Below are 16,490 nucleotides of genomic sequence, written 5' to 3'. Positions count from 1 at the left end.
ATTGACTGCAATGACCTTCTCCGACGCCATCCGCACTTGTTTCTCGAAGTTCTTCACTTTCTCGGGTCGTGCCTCGCGGACCGAGTATTGGTTCTTTTTCCTGTTCATCGTGATCTGGAGCATTCTTGCTGGGATCATTGATGCACAATTCTTCACTCAGGTCTCGGTGACCGAGGGAGATGGCGTGAAATCCGTCTCAGCCACATCCCGCCAACCGGTGCAAAGCATCGTCAGCCTGATTGTGTTCTTCCCGCATCTGGCCGTCGCGTGGCGGCGGATGCACGATACAGGGCGCAGTGGGCTTTACGCTCTGCTGCCGATCCTGCTGATCCTCGGGGCCTTCGCGGTTCTGATCTTCGGCATCGGCCTTGCCTCGAGTTTCCAGCATGGCGGCAATCTGGACATTCTGTTCACACGTGCCACTCTGCTGATCGTCATTCCGACACTGCTTGTTTTGTTTGTGTCGCCCCTCCTGGTTCTGTGGTGGCTGACCCGCCCGTCTCAACCAGGCACCAACCAATACGGTCCCAACCCATATGAGGTAGCACAATGACCGAACACACGCCCAATTCCGCGTTCCATGCCTCAAGCTTTATGCAAGGCCACAATGCCGAGTATCTGGAGCAGCTCTATGCCCAATACACCAAGAACCCCGGGGCGGTGGATGCCGCCTGGGCCGAGTTCTTCAAGGCGATGGGCGACGCTTCTCCTGACGTTCAACGTGAGGCCGAGGGGCCATCTTGGGCGCGGACCGACTGGCCGCCGATGCCTGCGGATGATCTGACTGGGGCGCTGACCGGTGAGTGGGCCGAGATTGACGCCAAGGCGGCAGGAAAGAAGATTAAGGAAAAAGCGGCAGACAAGGGCGTAGAGGTCAGCGATGACCAGATCAAGCGCGCCGTGCTGGACAGCTTGCGGGCGCTGATGCTGATCCGGGCCTACCGGATCCGGGGCCATCTGGCCGCCGATCTGGATCCGCTGGGCATGCGCGCGGCCAGCACACATCCGGAACTCGATCCGAAAACCTATGGCTTTACCGACGCCGACATGGACCGGCCGATCTTTATCGACAATGTTCTGGGCCTGCAGATGGCCTCGATGCGGCAGATCGTCGAGATCGTGAAACGGACCTATTGCGGCACCTTCGCGCTTCAATACATGCACATCTCCGATCCCGAACAGGCTGCGTGGCTGAAGGAGCGGATCGAAGGCTACGGCAAGGAAATCGCGTTCACCAAGGAAGGCCGTAAGGCGATCCTGAACAAGATGGTCGAGGCCGAGGGTTTCGAGAAATTCCTGCATGTCAAATACATGGGCACCAAGCGGTTCGGTCTGGATGGTGGCGAAAGCCTGATCCCGGCGATGGAGCAGATTATCAAACGCGGTGGGGCACTGGGCGTCAGCGACATTGTCATCGGCATGCCGCACAGAGGCCGCCTGAATATTCTGGCCAACGTTATGGGCAAGCCCTACCGCGCGATTTTCAATGAGTTCCAGGGCGGCAGCTTTAAGCCTGAAGATGTGGATGGCTCTGGCGACGTGAAATATCATCTCGGTGCCTCCAGCGACCGTGAGTTTGACGGCAACAGCGTCCACCTGTCGCTTACTGCCAACCCCTCGCACCTTGAAGCGGTGAACCCGGTGGTTCTGGGCAAGGTCCGCGCCAAGCAGGATCAGTTGAACGACACCGACCGCACCAAGGTTATGGGCATCCTGCTGCACGGGGATGCGGCCTTTGCTGGTCAGGGTGTGGTCGCCGAAGGGTTTGGTCTGTCCGGCCTCAAGGGCCACAAGACCGGCGGCACTATGCATATCGTCGTGAACAACCAGATCGGCTTTACAACCGCGCCGCACTTCTCGCGCTCCAGCCCATATCCGACCGATATCGCGCTGATGGTCGAAGCGCCGATCTTCCACGTGAACGGCGATGACCCCGAGGCGGTTGTTCACGCAGCCAAAGTCGCGACCGAGTTTCGGCAGAAGTTCCACAAGGACGTGGTCATCGATATCTTCTGTTATCGCCGCTTTGGTCACAACGAGGGCGATGAGCCCATGTTCACCAACCCGATCATGTACAAGAAGATCAAGACGCATAAGACCACTCTGTCGCTCTATACCGAGCGTCTGGTCAAAGACGGCCTGATCCCGGAAGGTGAGATCGAGGATATGAAGGCCGCCTTCCAGGCCCATCTGAATGATGAGTTCGAGGCCGGCAAAGACTATAAACCCAACAAGGCCGACTGGCTGGACGGGCGCTGGTCTCACCTGGACAAGAACAAAGAGGAATATGTGCGCGGCGAAACCGCCATCGCCCCGGCGACTCTGGCCGAGATCGGCAACGCGCTGACCCACGCCCCTGCGGATATTGCGGTACACAAAACCGTTGCGCGTCTGCTGGATCACAAGAAACAGATGTTCGACAGCGGCAAAGGCTTTGACTGGGCCACAGGTGAAGCGCTGGCCTTTGGCTCGTTGCTGACCGAGGGCTTTCCGGTTCGACTGTCCGGTCAGGACGCGACGCGTGGGACGTTCAGTCAACGTCACTCGGGCTTTGTCCATCAGGAAACGGAAGAGCGGTTTTATCCGCTGAACAACATCCGCGAGGGTCAGTCGCACTACGAAGTGATCGACTCGATGTTGTCAGAATATGCGGTTCTGGGTTTCGAGTACGGCTATTCGCTGGCCGAACCGAACGCCCTTGTCCTGTGGGAGGCGCAGTTTGGTGACTTTGCCAACGGGGCGCAGATCATGTTCGACCAGTTCATCAGCTCGGGCGAAAGCAAATGGTTACGGATGTCGGGTCTGGTGACGCTGCTGCCGCACGGGTTCGAGGGGCAAGGCCCCGAACACAGCTCGGCGCGTTTGGAGCGGTTCCTGCAGATGTGTGGTCAGGACAACTGGATCGTGGCGAACTGCACGACACCGGCGAACTATTTCCACATCCTGCGCCGCCAGCTGCACCGCACCTTCCGTAAACCGCTGATCCTGGTGACCCCGAAATCGCTGCTGCGCCACAAGCTGGCTGTCAGCACGGCCGAGGATTTCACCACTGGCTCCAGCTTCCACCGGGTGCTGTGGGACGATGCGCAACAGGGCAACTCGGACACCAAGCTGGCCGCGGACGACAAGATCAAGCGCGTGGTTCTGTGTTCCGGCAAGGTCTACTACGACCTGCTGGAGGAACGCGACGCCCGTGGTATCGACGACGTCTACCTGATGCGGATCGAGCAGTATTATCCGTTCCCGGCGCACTCGCTGATCAACGAGCTTGAGCGTTTCAAAGGGGCTGAGATCGTCTGGTGCCAGGAAGAGCCTAAAAACCAAGGTGCCTGGACCTTCATCGAGCCAAACATCGAATGGGTGCTGACCCGTATCGGCGCCAAACATACTCGGCCGCTCTATGTCGGCCGCGCAACCTCGGCCTCGCCTGCGACGGGTCTGGCCAGCCAACACAAAGCTCAACAAGAAGCGCTCGTGAACGAAGCGCTGAGCCTCGAAGGAAAGTAAACGATGACCATTGAAGTTCGTGTTCCCACGCTAGGCGAGTCTGTTACCGAAGCCACGGTTGCGACCTGGTTCAAGAAACCCGGTGATGCCGTCGCCGTGGATGAGATGCTCTGTGAGCTTGAAACCGACAAGGTGACGGTCGAAGTCCCCGCGCCCGCCGCTGGCGTTATGGGCGAGATCGTCGCCGCCGAAGGTGAAACCGTTGGCGTCGACGCCCTGCTGGCGACCATCGCTGCAGGCGAAGGTGCAGCCCCTGCCCCGGCCGCAGCAGAGCCCGCCCCTGCGGCCGCTCCGGCAGCGTCGGGTGGCAATGTTGATGTGATGGTGCCCACGCTGGGTGAATCGGTCACCGAAGCCACCGTCTCGACATGGTTCAAACAGGTTGGTGACGCGGTCGCGCAGGACGAGATGCTGTGTGAGCTGGAGACCGACAAGGTCTCGGTCGAGGTTCCCGCCCCTGCTGCTGGCGTTCTGGCGGAAATCGTTGCGCCTGAAGGCACAACCGTGGATGCCTCGGCCAAACTGGCCGTGATCTCGGGCTCCGGCGCCGGCGCTGCTCCTGCACCCGCCCCTGCCGCCGCCGCAGCCCCGGCCGCAGCAGCAACTGGCAAAGATGTCGCCAACGCTCCGTCAGCAGAAAAAGCCATGGCCGAGGCCGGTCTGTCCGCCGCTCAAGTCTCGGGCACCGGACGTGATGGCCGCATCATGAAAGAAGACGTGGCCCGCGCCGTGGCAACGGCTGCTGCACCCGCGCCTGCTGCCGCTCCGGCTCCGGCCCCTGCGCCACGCGCGCCTGTGGCCGCCGATGACGCAGCGCGCGAGGAACGGGTCAAGATGACACGCCTGCGCCAGACCATCGCCAAGCGTCTGAAAGACAGCCAGAACACCGCTGCCATGCTGACCACCTATAACGAGGTGGACATGACCGAGGTGATGGCCCTGCGCAGCCAGTACAAGGACCAGTTCGAAAAGAAGCACGGCGTGCGTCTGGGCTTTATGTCCTTCTTCACCAAGGCCTGCTGCCATGCGCTGAAAGAAGTGCCCGAGGTGAATGCCGAGATCGACGGCACCGACATCGTCTACAAGAACTTCGTCCACATGGGTGTCGCCGCCGGTACACCCACAGGTCTGGTTGTTCCGGTCATCCGCGATGCAGACTCGATGTCTTTTGCAGCGATCGAAAAGGCCATCGCCGAGAAAGGCAAACGCGCCCGTGACGGCAAGCTGAGCATGGCCGAGATGCAAGGCGGCACCTTCACCATCTCGAATGGTGGTGTCTATGGCTCGCTGATGTCCTCGCCGATCCTGAACCCCCCGCAATCGGGTATTCTGGGCATGCACAAGATCCAGGACCGCCCGATGGCCATCAACGGTCAGGTTGTGATCCGTCCGATGATGTATCTGGCGCTGTCTTATGACCACCGGATCGTTGACGGCAAAGGCGCGGTGACCTTCCTTGTCCGCGTGAAAGAGGCGCTGGAAGACCCGCGCCGCCTGCTGATGGATCTGTAGTCATGGCAACGCATGTTCTGTGGCAAGCCGACGTGGCCGATTTTGATGCCTGGCTGCAGGTGTTTCGCGAAGACATCGCGATGCGCCAGGCCGCCGGCATTCACGACCTGCATGTCTGGCGTGACCCCGATCAAAAGGATCACGCCATCGCAATGTTCGAAGTGGATGACATACAAAAAGCCCGCGCTTTCTTCGACTCGGAAGAGCTGGCCATGCATCACGAACGCGGCGGGGTCGCCCATATCCAGGTGAAACTTCTGGATCCGGTCTGACCATGAAACGCTACTGTGTGCGGGACCTCCTCGCACACAGCCCCGCAAATACACGTGAAGCGCGCCTGCTATTGATGTCAGAGAATGCTAACCGACAAACGGACTCTGGTTGAAAAAGGATACTCGTCATGTCTTCCGAACTTTCCATTCTTGCTCTGTACGGCCTTCTGATCGTCGTAGTGGTTCTGTTGAATGTGCTGACAGCCATGTCGCAGGTCGGGTTGATGACATTGGGCGGCGCGCGGGACGACATGCCCGCCCTGACCGGTGTTGCGGGCCGGGTCGAACGGGCTCTGACCAATTCGGTCGTCGCCATGGCCCTGTTTGCCCCCGCCGTTCTGATCCTGTCCGCCAAGGACGCCTTCACCTCCGGATCGCTGCTGGCCGGGCAGATTTTTCTGATCGCGCGTGTGGTTTTCGTTCCGATCTACGCCTTCGCAATCCCGGTTCCCTTCCTGCGCACGATCGTGTGGATGGCTGGGTTTCTTGCGACGATCTATCTTTACCTGCTAGCCCTATAGCTTAGTACGCCGCGCCCAGATGCGGCCAAGACACACCAAGGAGTGCCCTCAATGTCCAGCTATGACGTTATCGTAATCGGAGCCGGTCCCGGCGGCTATGTCTGTGCCATCCGCTGCGCCCAGCTGGGTCTGAAAACCGCCGTTGTCGAAGGGCGTGAGACGCTGGGAGGCACCTGCCTGAACGTGGGCTGCATCCCGTCGAAGGCGCTGTTGCATGCCTCTCATCAACTGCACGAGGCCGAGCATAACTTTGCCAAGATGGGCCTGAAGGGTAAATCTCCGTCCGTCGACTGGAAACAGATGCAGGCCTACAAGGAAGAGGTGATCGAGGGCAACACAAAGGGCATCGAGTTCCTCTTCAAGAAGAACAAGATCGACTGGCTGAAGGGCTGGGGGTCGATCCCCGCTGCCGGCAAGGTCAAGGTGGGTGATGAGGTTCATGACACCAAGAACATCATCATCGCATCGGGCTCCGAGCCTTCGGCCCTGCCGGGTGTCGAGGTTGACGAGAAGGTCGTTGTGACCTCAACCGGCGCGCTGTCGCTGGGCAAGGTCCCGAAAAAGATGGTGGTGATTGGTGCCGGTGTGATCGGTCTGGAACTGGGTTCGGTCTACAGCCGTCTGGGTGCTGAAGTGACGGTGATCGAATTCCTCAAGGAAATCACCCCGGGCATGGACCCCGAGGTGCAGAAGACCTTCCAGCGTATCCTCAAGAAACAGGGCCTGAACTTTGTGATGGGTGCGGCGGTACAAAAGACCGAAGCTTCGAAAACCAAAGCGAAAGTCACCTACAAGCTGCTCAAGGATGACAGCGATCATGTGATCGAAGCCGATACCGTTCTGGTCGCCACCGGTCGCAAGCCATACTCGGACGGATTGGGGCTGGATGCACTGGGTGTCGAGATGACGCCGCGTGGTCAGATCAAGGTCGGCGCGGACTGGCAGACCAACGTGCCGGGCATCTACGCGATCGGCGACGTCACCGAAGGCCCGATGCTGGCGCACAAAGCCGAAGACGAAGGCATGGCTGCTGCCGAGCAGGTCGCAGGCAAGCACGGCCACGTGAACTACGGCGTCATCCCCGGCGTGATATACACCTGGCCCGAGGTTGCCAATGTGGGCGAGACCGAGGCGACTCTGAAAGAACAGGGTCGCGCCTACAAGGTCGGCAAGTTCATGTTCATGGGCAATGGCCGGGCCAAGGCCAACTTTGCCTCTGACGGCTTCGTCAAGATCCTGGCCGACAAGGAAACCGACCGGATTCTGGGTGCGCATATCATTGGCCCCGCCGCGGGCGACCTAATCCACGAGGTTTGCGTCGCGATGGAGTTCGGCGCCTCGGCCGAAGATCTGGCGCTGACCTGCCACGCCCACCCGACCTATTCGGAAGCCGTGCGTGAGGCCGCTCTGGCTTGTGGTGACGGCCCAATTCACAGCTAAAGCTCTCTGACCCCGGCAGCGATCAGCCTGCCGGGGTCAACCAGGCATCCAGATAGGTTTCCAGCCTGTCGGTGAAGGTTGTTGCCGAATGCAACGCGCAGAACCTGAGAGACATGGCCTGAATCGCAAAGGCCTGCACACCTTCGGCCAAAAGCTCGGACGGCACATCCTTGCGCATCTCGGCCACTTCAAGCCACATCATCACCACCCGGAAATACCGCTCAAAGCAATAGGCGATCGGCCCAACATCCGCGATGGCGGTTGCGCCGGAATACCGGATCAGCAGATCGAAAACATACCGTTCGGACATCATGAAGCTGTGGACCGGTTCCAAGGCAGCGATAAGCTGTTTTACGTTTTTGGGCGATGTCCCCGCCTCGGCCTGATCTAGACACGCATTCAATTTGTCCGCGATCAGGATCTCCATTAACGCGTCCTTGTCGCGAAAATGCGCAAAGAAGGTGCCCTTGGCGACACCGGCCATTTGCACCACCTCTTCCACCCGAAGGCCCTCATACCCGCTCTTCTGAATCAACTCTTGCGACACCGCCATCAGGCGGGCGCGGGTTTTCAACGTGCGTTTCTGGACTGTCTTTTGCATGATGCCAGATTGCATGTTTTTTGACCGCGGTCAAATTTTATATTGACCGGGGTCATTTTTATACCTAATAAACTGACCACGGTCATTTTTAGGAGACATCCCATGCACGCCAAGAAAATCCTGATCCTCGACGGGCACCCCGCCGAAAGCAGCCTGTCCCGTACTTTTGCGAAAACCTACGGCGCCGCCGCGCGCCAGAACGGTCATGACGTCCGCCTGATTCATCTGAGCGACCTTCAGTTCGATCTCGATTTTGGGCAGGGCAACTATCACGAGTTCAAACCCCTCGAACCCGAGCTTGAGAAGTTGCTGCAGGATTTCGAATGGAGCGACCATCTCGTTATGACCGCGCCTATGTGGTGGGGTGGACTGCCTGCAAAGCTGAAAGGCCTAATTGATCGCATGTTCATCCCGGGACGAACCTTCGATACTCGAAACACCACCAAGCTGGGCTTTCCGGCCCCGATGCTGACGGGTCGCACCGCGCGCGTCATCCTGACCTCGGACACGCCCGGCTGGTTCATGCGCCTGATCTACCGTCAAGCACTGATCCGGCAAGTCCGCGATCAGATACTCGGCTTTGTCGGCTTCAAGCCAACGCGGTTCACATACTTCGCAGGGGCCAGCGAGCCAAAGCCAGGAAGCGTCGATCGCTGGATTTCCAAGGTGGCCAGAATTGGCGCAGAGGCAATCTAGGTGCCCTGCCTACCACATTGTCTTTGCGGCGCGCGCGCGCCATTCGGAGTCGTATTGCGCGCCGCTTTCCTCACCGGATGAGGCTTCTGCAAGAATCTCGCCAACCGTGGGCAATCCGCTACTTTGATTGCCGGACGTCCAAGTGCCAGCCCGCATCAAGGCCCGGGCGCATTGGGTGTAGATCTCGGCAATCGAAATAACGATCACGGTGGCCGGTTGCTTGCCTTGTTTTTCGAACCGGGCCCTCAACCCTTCATCCGCGGATACGCGTGCAGTCCCGTTCAGTCGGACCACAGTGTTGGAACCGGGCACGATAAACATCAGCGAAACCCTCGGGTCGCGAACGATATTGCGCAAGGAATCCAGACGATTGTTCCCCCGCCAATCCGGCATGGCCAGCGTATTGGGATCAAGCTCCAAAACAACGGGCCCATCATCTCCACGCGGGCTACCATCGACGCCTTCGGGGCCAACGGTGCTGAGGACACATAGGCGCGATGCCATGATCCATTGCCGGTAGAGCGGCGTCAGGCTGTGCGCGACCTTGCGCAACGACGGCGCAGCGGGCGTGCCATAGAGTGCCTCCAGGCTCGGGATGTCTTCAATGAACTCCATCCGGATCAAACCCCACTTCCTTCATCAAAGCGTTTGAGCGTGTCTCGATCACATCTTCCAAACGGCTCAGAAACGCGTCCCGTTCGACGCCCGGTTCGATCGGGTCGAGGAAATCGACGATCGCCAACCCCGGTTTGCGCAAGATACCGCTGCGCGGCCAGAATACGCCGGCATTGGTCGCAACCGGCACGCAGGGAAAGCCCAGCCCGCTGTACAGGATCGCCGTACCGACCTTATAGGGCTTGGACACACCGGGGGCGACGCGGGTGCCCTGAGGGTAGATCACCAGTTGGCCGGGTTCGGCGAACTCCTTGGCGACGTCTTTGACCATCTTGGCCACTGCCGCACCCTTCTTGCCGCGATTGACCGGGATGCAGCCCAAACGACGCGCATACATTCCGATGACCGGGGTCCAGAGAAGCTCTCGCTTCATGATGAATTTACCATGCGGGATGGCGTTGAAGATCATGATGATATCAAGGAAAGACTGGTGCTTGGCCCCGATGACAACCTCGCCGGTGGGTACCGTGCCACGCACCTCGCACCTTATGCCGACCATCCATCGCGCCAACCACATCGTGCTGCGCGCGTAAGTCTTGCATGCGCGCAAAGCGCCCTGTTTCGTGAAGATCGCGTGTGGCAGATAGACGATTCCAAGGATCAACATCCAAACGTAGATCACAATCATGAAGATCAGGGAACGGATCCATTGAAAGCCCTGTGACATCAGGAAAGCTCCTTCAACTTGCGGCGAGCGGCGGTCCAGGTTGCGAAGAAGGCAACCACAGCGCCCAGAACGGGAATCAGCAAAGGCAGCACCCAGCCAAGCCCCTGAAACCCTACTCCGGTCAGAAATCCGCCCTCGTCCGAGGGGTCGGGCAAGAGCAGAACGCCTGTCATCCCCAACATCGTTCCGACAAATGCGCCGAAGAAGGCGCGGTAGGTAAAGCGGCGGACAAATGCGCCTGCGATGAACCGATCGCGCGCGCCCACCTGCCGCAGCACTGCGATGATACTGGCATTCGCAGCGAGCGAGGCATTTGCCGCCAGTGTGATCATGGCTGCGGTCGCGCCTCCGATCAGTAGGATCGAGACCCAGCCCAGCCGACGCAGGGACATCGCCGCATCCACCAAGGGCTCACGCCAACGGGTATGGTCATCCAGAACCGCTCCGGGCACTTCAGCGCCCAATCGCAGACGGAGACCCGCCGTATCCAGACCGGGCTCACCTTCAACGATTTCAATCAGTTGCGGGATCGGCAGTGTCTCAATCGGCAAATCAGGCCCAAACCATGGCGACAGCAGCGCGGCCTGTTCCTCGGCCGTCAGTGCACGGGCCGAGGCGACGCCGGGTGTCTGGCCAAGAACGGTCAGCGCGGTTTCCGTCTGTGCCGCCATCTGCTCGGCCGGGGCGTTGATACGCAAGGTGGCAGCCCCCGCCAGCTCCGAGGCCCAACGGTCTGCAATCCGGCCCGAGGCAAGTGACAGTGCCAGCGCAAACACCGCCAGAAACGCCATTGCGCCCGAGACAAACAGGGTCAGATGCGCGGTATACCCGGTCGGAGGGACAACGCGATCTGCGCGTGTATCCCGGCGCAGCAGGTTTCGGATGTCGCCATTGCTCATAGATCCGCTCCGGCCAGATGCAGTTTGCGCTGCGAGATGCGCAACACACGAGCCTGAACTTGGCTTTTGGCGGCGCGGATCAAACTCAGGTCGTGGGTAGCGATCAGGACGGTCTTGCCCATGCGGTTCAACTCGATCAGCAGACGCAGCAGCCGTTGAGACATCTCCCAATCGACGTTGCCAGTCGGCTCATCCGCCAGAACAACGTCGGGCGACAAGATCACGGCTCGGGCCAAAGCCGCGCGTTGGCGTTCACCACCCGACAGTTCAGGCGGATGGGCGTCAAGCCGGGCCCCTAGCCCAACCCAGGACAAAAGCTCGGTCAGGTTGTCCTGCTCTTCCGACTCTGCGCGGCCCGACACCATCAGAGGCAGGGCCACGTTTTCAGCCAGCGTCATATGATCCAGAAACTGGCAATCCTGATGCACAACACCGACCCGGCGCCGCAGCAGGGCCATCTGATCCCGATCCAGACGCGCGATATCTTCGTCAAACACGCTCAACCGACCCGAGGTCGGCAACAACGCGCCATAGCACAGCTTCAGCAACGTGGTTTTGCCCGCGCCGGAAGGTCCGGTCAGGAAATGGAACGAGCCGGGCTGCAATTTGACTGAGACATCGCTCAGCAATGCGCCGTCGCCATAGGTATAGCTGACATTTTCCAGCTCGATCACAGGTGTCCCCAGTTCTTTTGCCGATCTTCTTGCCCGAGCTTGCCTGCGGTTTCAATGCCTGCACCGAGTCCAATTGGCGACACTTGCCCCATGAAACCGAAAACGCCCTTTGCTGTTGGGTCTTAACGGAATATCATCCCTGAAAAAACTACTATCGGGCCGAACGTCAGGCCGGGGAGGCAGTATGAGACTTACATGTCCGAATTGCGGCGCTCAGTACGAAGTGCCGGACGAGGTTATCCCCGAAGAGGGGCGCGATGTGCAGTGCTCCGCCTGTGACCAGACGTGGTTTCAGCCCAAGCACCCCGAAGACGCAGCACCCGTTACTGAGGCGCCTGATGCCACCGCCGAGCCGGAAGCTAAGCCAGAGCCAACACCTGAACCCGACACAAAAGTCGAGGTCGTTGATGAGACTCCGTCCGATACCGGCAAGACCGGCAATGTCGACCCCGCTGTTGCGAGCATTTTGAAGGAGGAGGCTGCGCGTGAGGCGGAGCTGCGCACTCAAGAAGGCAGCAACCTTGAGACGCAACCGGATCTGGCGCTGGAAGACTCTGTCGAACCCGAGTTTCAGATCAAGCGCCCAACTGCGACCGAGACCGCCGAGGATGCGGGCCAGAAGGATGAGCTTCCTGACGTTGAGACCATCAATTCAGGCATGATGAGCGATGAGGGCGACGACACGCCCCCGGTCAAACAATCCCGTGGCTTCGTGCGCGGCTTTGCCGTGATGCTGGTCATCGGCGTGATCCTCTATCTGATCTACAGCAATGCGCAACAGATAAGCGAGGCCGTACCGCAAGCCGATCCCGTGCTGGACTCCTACGTCTCTTTGATTGATCAGGCCCGTATCTGGCTTGAGACGCAGGCCGGGGCAGGCGCGCCGCAGGAATAAAGCTTTTCGGGTTTTACCTTAGCCATCAAGTGACACGAATGTCCCGACAACGCTGAAAGCGTGGCAGGGTATTCGTGTCTCAGGTTTAAGCCGAAACGATATAGCGGCTCAGAACCGTTCCAACAGACGCTTGAGGTATTCCAGCTCGATCTCGGGCCGGTCGGTTTCGCCGGTCCGACGGCGGATTTCGTCCAGCAACTCACGCGCGCGGCGATAGACGTCTTCGCCCTGCAGCAGGTTGTCATCGGTTGAAATCGACCCGGCCGCACCAGGATTGCGGCCCAGCGGGTCGCGGCTGTTGGCTTGCGCCTCACCTTCCTCGGTGCCTTGTCCGGATTGGTTCTGCTGGTTCTGCGCCATGGCCTCACCCAAGGATCGCATCCCTTCGCGCAGGGCCTCCATCGCCTCGGACTGACGGTCGATCGCTTCGGCCAGATCATTGCCGCGCAGCGCCTCTTCGGCCTCTTCCATGGCACCTTCCGCGCGGCCCAAAGCATCGCGCGCCGCGTCGCCTTCGGGGGTGCCTGCACCGGGCAAGCCCTGTTGCTGTCGGTTCAGTTCCTGCCGCAGGGCCTGCTGCCGATCCGCCAGAGACCCCTCACCCGATTGGCCTTCGCCCGCCTGATCCGAACCCTGACCCTGGCCGCCCTGACCCTCGTGGCTTTCACCACGGCCCTGACCGCCATTGCGGCCTTCATTACCCTGATTTTCTCCGGCCTGAGCGCCGGGGTTGAACTGTTCCTGCAAATCGCGGAACGCCTGATCGCTTAGGCCTTGCTGTTCGCGCAGAGTCTCGGCCAAGCCTTCCATGGCCTGTTGCCCCTCGGATTGACCACCCTGCCCCTGGCCTTGGGTGACACGCATGTTCTCCATCATCTGCTGGAACTCTTCCAGCGCCTGCTGCGCCTCAGCCATGCGGCCCTGTTCCATCAATTCCTGAATGCGATCCATCATGGCCTGCAGATCGTCCTGCGTCATCTGCATGCTTTCGCCATTCTGACCGGACTGGCGCTCATCACTATCGCCGTTTTCCTGCGCAAGGCGCTGCAACTGGTTCAGGTAGTCCTGCGTGGCCTCACGCAGTTCCTGCATCAGCTCGGCGATTTCCTCATCGCTGGCCCCGTTCTGCATCGCCTCAGTGAGACGCTCCTGCGCCCGGCGCATCCGCTCCAGCGCATCTGCCAGAGTGCCCTCTTCGATCAAAACCGCCAGATCCCAAAGGGCCTGCGCGATCTCGGCCTGTTGTTTATCCTTCAAACCGTAGTCGTTGAAGGTTTCCAACCGCCGCAGGGTGACCCGCAGCCGCAGATAGGCGGTGTCGGAGCGAAACAGTTCCTCGGGCCGGTGCGAGATCGCCCGCAGCACCTGAGCCACGCGCGGTGCATTGGTCCGCGACCAGAGCAGATCGCGGCGCTGTTCGATCACCGCAGCCGCCAGGGGATCAAAGAACCGGCGCGCGGGGAGATCGGTCAAATATGGCTCGGACGTGCTTTCCTGATCCGAGGCGTCGCGCGCCATTAACGTGATACGAACCGGCAGATGCGCCCATGGGTGCTGCGAGAAATCCTCGATCAAATCTTCGGTGAAATCCGCGCGATCTCCGGTGATCGGCATCGGCAATTCAACCTCGATCACCTCGCGTGGTTCCGGGTCCGCCGTCAGACCATAGCGACGATCAACCGAGGCCATGTCCAATTCGATCACCGCCGAGCCAGAGACGACCCCGTAGTCATCCGAGGCCGCAAAGGGCAGCTTCATCTGACCACCTGCCTCGGCCTCGGCCTTGTCGGCAACCGCAATGCTGGGCGGGGTGTCGGGGATGACATCCACCATCCAATCCCGCCCGGCAGGGCCGTCAATACGCATCTGGCCTGAGCGGGAGACGGTGAAATCCTGCTCTGTTTCGGTCGCGGCCTCGGCACCTAGGGGAGAGCTCGTTTCGGTCAGGCTATGCGCACCGACCTCGCCATAAAAACGCAGAGTAACGCGACTGCCTTGCGGGATCGACAGCGTGGGGCCGGTCTGATCGGCCAGATAGAGCGTCGGTAGCCCGGTATAGCGTGGTGGTTCGACCCAGCCTTCCCATGTAGGCCCTTGCCCTGCTACCGCCGTGCCGGGGGCCATCTCGGCCACCGAGCCAATCCGCCAGAACGAACCGAACAGGGCCGCGACCACCAGCGCCAGCAAAGCTGCGTAGCGCAGGGCATAAGGATCGCGCGACGCCAGTCGGAGGTCGGGTTTGGCAACGCGCGCTTGCGCCGCGCGGTCCGCCATCCGCGCCTTGTGCGCCTGCCAGAGGGCAACCGAATCCGTATCCCCCGCACCAATCGCCTGATCATCCATCAATGCCTGAATCGGACGCCCGGGCAGGGTCTCATCCAATCGGGCCAGCGCTTCGGCTCGTGATGGCAGGTGGAATTGCCGAATCCCCCAGATCGCGCTGACCAGCAGCGCAATGGCTACGACGACAGCTGCGCCCCACACGATCTCAACCCGCACAAGATCATGCAGACCCAGCATCAACGCGGCCAAAACAGCCATCAAAACCGAGAAAAACGGCCAAAACGCGCGCAAAACCTGCTCGGCCAGCAATCCGGCATGTGTCATCCACACGGACAGACGGGGAATGGGCAGGTTTTGTTTGTCGCTCAAAGCGGGCCTCCAGAGTTGGCCCGCGCGCCTACCGCGTCAAAGCCACTCAGGTATGGTATCGCGGTTTATGATTTCGTCAAAGCTTGGGCGTTCACGAATTACGGCAAATTGATCCCCATTCACCAAAACCTCGGGGATCAGGGGGCGCGTGTTGTATTCGCTGGCCATCACCGCGCCATAGGCCCCGGCGCTGCGGAAGGCGATTAGATCACCCGGCGCAAGCGGCGGCATGTTGCGCTGTTTGGCAAAAGTATCACCGGATTCGCAGACGGGCCCCACGATGTCATAGGGCTGTTGTTCGACCCCCGCTGCGGGTTCCTGTACCGCAACGATATCGTGATGCGCCTCATACATGGCCGGGCGGATCAGATCGTTCATCGCGCCGTCAAGGATGAGGAAATCACGCCCTTCGCCGGATTTCACATAGATCACCTTGCTGACCATCAAACCAGCGTTACCCGCAATCAGGCGACCGGGTTCGATTTCGATCTCGCAGCCCAGATGGCCCAAAGTCTTCTTGATCAGCGCACCATATTCCAACGGCAAAGGCGGCGCGTCGTTTGAGCGGGTGTAGGGAATGCCAAGCCCACCACCCAGATCGAGGCGGCGGATATTGTGACCCTCTGCGCGCAACTGCTCGGTCAGTTCGGCGACCTTGGTATAGGCCAGCTCAAACGGCTCCAGCTCGGTCAGTTGCGAGCCGATATGGACGTCGATGCCGATGACCTCCAGCCCCGGCAGAGATGCCGCGTGGGCATAGACCTCGGACGCGCGCGAGATCGGGATGCCAAACTTGTTCTCGGACTTGCCGGTTGCGATTTTGGCATGGGTCTTGGCGTCCACATCCGGGTTCACCCGAACGGTGATCGGCGCAACCACGCCGAGTTCTGTCGCTACCGCGTTGATCACTTCCATCTCGGGCTCGGATTCGACGTTGAACTGGCGGATGCCGCCGGTCAGCGCTGTGCGAATCTCATCCGCCGTCTTGCCAACGCCCGAAAAGACGATTTTGTCGCCCGGCACACCGGCGGCCTTAGCGCGCAGGTATTCCCCGCCCGAGACTACATCCATTCCAGCACCCGCCTGCGCCAGCGTTTTCAAGATCGCCTGATTGCTGGCGGCCTTCATCGCATAGCAGACAAGGTGATCAGTGCCTTCAAGCGCGTCATCGAACAGCTTGAAATGCCGCAACAGGGTCGCAGTCGAATAGACATAGAACGGGGTTCCGACCGCGGCTGCGATTTCGGAGATCGGGACATCCTCGGCGTAAAGCGCGCCGTCGCGGTAGAGAAAGTGATCCATAAAAGCGCGATTAGACCAAAACTGCCCTATGGATCAATGGATTCGCACTGAAACGATATGCCGCAGAGCGATCAGAAATCGTTCGACACCCCGACACGCGCATAGCCGGACACTGAGACTCCGGTTGAACTGGGCTCTTTTTGCGGCGCCGGCCGTTGGCTGGAGGTCGGCTCGCAG

Annotated in this window: 15 protein-coding genes; 8 read left to right on the top strand and 7 right to left on the bottom strand. The window is 60.2% G+C overall.

Going from position 1 to position 16,490, the window contains the following annotated elements:
- Window positions 1–10: 10 nt before the first annotated feature.
- The 6 genes from ACR0JF_RS11655 to lpdA all read left to right on the top strand — a co-directional run bounded on the left by ACR0JF_RS11655 (window position 11) and on the right by lpdA (window position 7,252).
- Window positions 11–553 (top strand): DUF805 domain-containing protein, encoded by a 543-nt coding sequence (locus ACR0JF_RS11655; RefSeq protein WP_170661192.1) that lies wholly within the window; start codon window positions 11–13, stop codon window positions 551–553.
- Entirely contained in the window at window positions 550–3,507 is a 2,958-nt protein-coding gene (locus ACR0JF_RS11650) for a 2-oxoglutarate dehydrogenase E1 component (RefSeq protein ID WP_170661193.1), read from the top strand. Before ACR0JF_RS11655 ends, ACR0JF_RS11650 begins: the two co-directional genes overlap by 4 nt.
- A 3-nt stretch (window positions 3,508–3,510) precedes the next feature.
- Complete coding sequence (odhB, locus tag ACR0JF_RS11645) at window positions 3,511–5,019, top strand: 2-oxoglutarate dehydrogenase complex dihydrolipoyllysine-residue succinyltransferase (protein ID WP_170661194.1); 1,509 nt, start codon at window positions 3,511–3,513, stop codon at window positions 5,017–5,019.
- 2 nt (window positions 5,020–5,021) lie between these two features.
- Entirely contained in the window at window positions 5,022–5,291 is a 270-nt protein-coding gene (locus tag ACR0JF_RS11640) for a hypothetical protein (protein ID WP_170661195.1), read from the top strand.
- A gap of 128 nt (window positions 5,292–5,419) precedes the next feature.
- Window positions 5,420–5,812, top strand: a complete 393-nt coding sequence (locus ACR0JF_RS11635; RefSeq protein ID WP_170661196.1) for an MAPEG family protein — start codon at window positions 5,420–5,422, stop codon at window positions 5,810–5,812.
- A 51-nt stretch (window positions 5,813–5,863) separates the two neighbouring features.
- Window positions 5,864–7,252 carry a dihydrolipoyl dehydrogenase gene (gene lpdA, locus ACR0JF_RS11630; protein ID WP_170661197.1) on the top strand — a complete coding sequence of 463 codons (1,389 nt, stop codon included), beginning with the start codon at window positions 5,864–5,866 and terminating at the stop codon, window positions 7,250–7,252.
- Between the two features lie 22 nt (window positions 7,253–7,274).
- Here lpdA and ACR0JF_RS11625 read toward each other — a convergent pair whose 3' ends face one another.
- Entirely contained in the window at window positions 7,275–7,868 is a 594-nt protein-coding gene (locus ACR0JF_RS11625) for a TetR/AcrR family transcriptional regulator (protein WP_480669327.1), read from the bottom strand.
- Window positions 7,869–7,955: 87 nt separating this feature from the next.
- Between ACR0JF_RS11625 and ACR0JF_RS11620 the strand changes: the two genes are divergently transcribed.
- Window positions 7,956–8,549, top strand: a complete 594-nt coding sequence (locus ACR0JF_RS11620) for an NAD(P)H-dependent oxidoreductase (protein ID WP_170661199.1) — start codon at window positions 7,956–7,958, stop codon at window positions 8,547–8,549.
- Window positions 8,550–8,558: 9 nt separating this feature from the next.
- Here the strand turns inward: ACR0JF_RS11620 and ACR0JF_RS11615 are convergent, their stop codons facing one another.
- The 4 genes from ACR0JF_RS11615 to ACR0JF_RS11600 are packed head-to-tail and all read right to left on the bottom strand — an operon-like array spanning window position 8,559 to window position 11,464.
- Window positions 8,559–9,164 (bottom strand): pyridoxamine 5'-phosphate oxidase family protein, encoded by a 606-nt coding sequence (locus ACR0JF_RS11615; RefSeq protein ID WP_170661301.1) that lies wholly within the window; start codon window positions 9,162–9,164, stop codon window positions 8,559–8,561.
- Window positions 9,151–9,891, bottom strand: a complete 741-nt coding sequence (locus ACR0JF_RS11610; RefSeq protein WP_170661200.1) for a lysophospholipid acyltransferase family protein — start codon at window positions 9,889–9,891, stop codon at window positions 9,151–9,153. The genes ACR0JF_RS11615 and ACR0JF_RS11610 overlap by 14 nt, the downstream gene beginning before the upstream one ends.
- Window positions 9,891–10,790 carry a cell division protein FtsX gene (locus tag ACR0JF_RS11605; RefSeq protein ID WP_170661201.1) on the bottom strand — a complete coding sequence of 300 codons (900 nt, stop codon included), beginning with the start codon at window positions 10,788–10,790 and terminating at the stop codon, window positions 9,891–9,893. Before ACR0JF_RS11605 ends, ACR0JF_RS11610 begins: the two co-directional genes overlap by 1 nt.
- Complete coding sequence (locus tag ACR0JF_RS11600) at window positions 10,787–11,464, bottom strand: ATP-binding cassette domain-containing protein (protein WP_170490977.1); 678 nt, start codon at window positions 11,462–11,464, stop codon at window positions 10,787–10,789. The genes ACR0JF_RS11605 and ACR0JF_RS11600 overlap by 4 nt, the downstream gene beginning before the upstream one ends.
- 184 nt (window positions 11,465–11,648) lie before the next feature.
- Here ACR0JF_RS11600 and ACR0JF_RS11595 point away from each other — a divergent pair, with 184 nt between their 5' ends.
- Complete coding sequence (locus ACR0JF_RS11595) at window positions 11,649–12,359, top strand: zinc-ribbon domain-containing protein (protein WP_170661202.1); 711 nt, start codon at window positions 11,649–11,651, stop codon at window positions 12,357–12,359.
- 108 nt (window positions 12,360–12,467) lie between these two features.
- On the opposite strand, the gene ACR0JF_RS11590 is transcribed toward ACR0JF_RS11595, so the two are convergent.
- Together ACR0JF_RS11590 and lysA are read right to left on the bottom strand one after the other, a co-directional pair.
- On the bottom strand, window positions 12,468–15,011 hold the full coding sequence (locus ACR0JF_RS11590) for a TIGR02302 family protein (protein WP_480555111.1): 2,544 nt from the start codon (window positions 15,009–15,011) through the stop codon (window positions 12,468–12,470).
- A gap of 36 nt (window positions 15,012–15,047) precedes the next feature.
- Window positions 15,048–16,313, bottom strand: coding sequence for a diaminopimelate decarboxylase (gene lysA, locus ACR0JF_RS11585; protein ID WP_170661203.1), 1,266 nt, complete (start codon window positions 16,311–16,313; stop codon window positions 15,048–15,050).
- Between the last annotated feature and the right edge of the window lie 177 nt (window positions 16,314–16,490).

The sequence above is a fragment of the Ruegeria sp. BG11 genome (assembly GCF_056538565.1).
The sequence above is the reverse complement of the archived record's forward strand: the minus strand, read 5'-3'. Positions and strand labels throughout refer to the sequence as shown.

Bases quoted from the DNA above. Each gene is read 5' to 3' on its own strand.
- ACR0JF_RS11655 (WP_170661192.1), top strand. From the start codon at position 11: ATGACCTTCTCCGACGCCATCCGCACTTGTTTCTCGAAGTTCTTCACT.
- ACR0JF_RS11650 (WP_170661193.1), top strand. From the start codon at position 550: ATGACCGAACACACGCCCAATTCCGCGTTCCATGCCTCAAGCTTTATG.
- odhB (WP_170661194.1), top strand. From the start codon at position 3,511: ATGACCATTGAAGTTCGTGTTCCCACGCTAGGCGAGTCTGTTACCGAA.
- ACR0JF_RS11640 (WP_170661195.1), top strand. From the start codon at position 5,022: ATGGCAACGCATGTTCTGTGGCAAGCCGACGTGGCCGATTTTGATGCC.
- ACR0JF_RS11635 (WP_170661196.1), top strand. From the start codon at position 5,420: ATGTCTTCCGAACTTTCCATTCTTGCTCTGTACGGCCTTCTGATCGTC.
- lpdA (WP_170661197.1), top strand. From the start codon at position 5,864: ATGTCCAGCTATGACGTTATCGTAATCGGAGCCGGTCCCGGCGGCTAT.
- ACR0JF_RS11625 (WP_480669327.1), bottom strand. From the start codon at position 7,868: ATGCAATCTGGCATCATGCAAAAGACAGTCCAGAAACGCACGTTGAAA.
- ACR0JF_RS11620 (WP_170661199.1), top strand. From the start codon at position 7,956: ATGCACGCCAAGAAAATCCTGATCCTCGACGGGCACCCCGCCGAAAGC.
- ACR0JF_RS11615 (WP_170661301.1), bottom strand. From the start codon at position 9,164: ATGGAGTTCATTGAAGACATCCCGAGCCTGGAGGCACTCTATGGCACG.
- ACR0JF_RS11610 (WP_170661200.1), bottom strand. From the start codon at position 9,891: ATGTCACAGGGCTTTCAATGGATCCGTTCCCTGATCTTCATGATTGTG.
- ACR0JF_RS11605 (WP_170661201.1), bottom strand. From the start codon at position 10,790: ATGAGCAATGGCGACATCCGAAACCTGCTGCGCCGGGATACACGCGCA.
- ACR0JF_RS11595 (WP_170661202.1), top strand. From the start codon at position 11,649: ATGAGACTTACATGTCCGAATTGCGGCGCTCAGTACGAAGTGCCGGAC.
- lysA (WP_170661203.1), bottom strand. From the start codon at position 16,313: ATGGATCACTTTCTCTACCGCGACGGCGCGCTTTACGCCGAGGATGTC.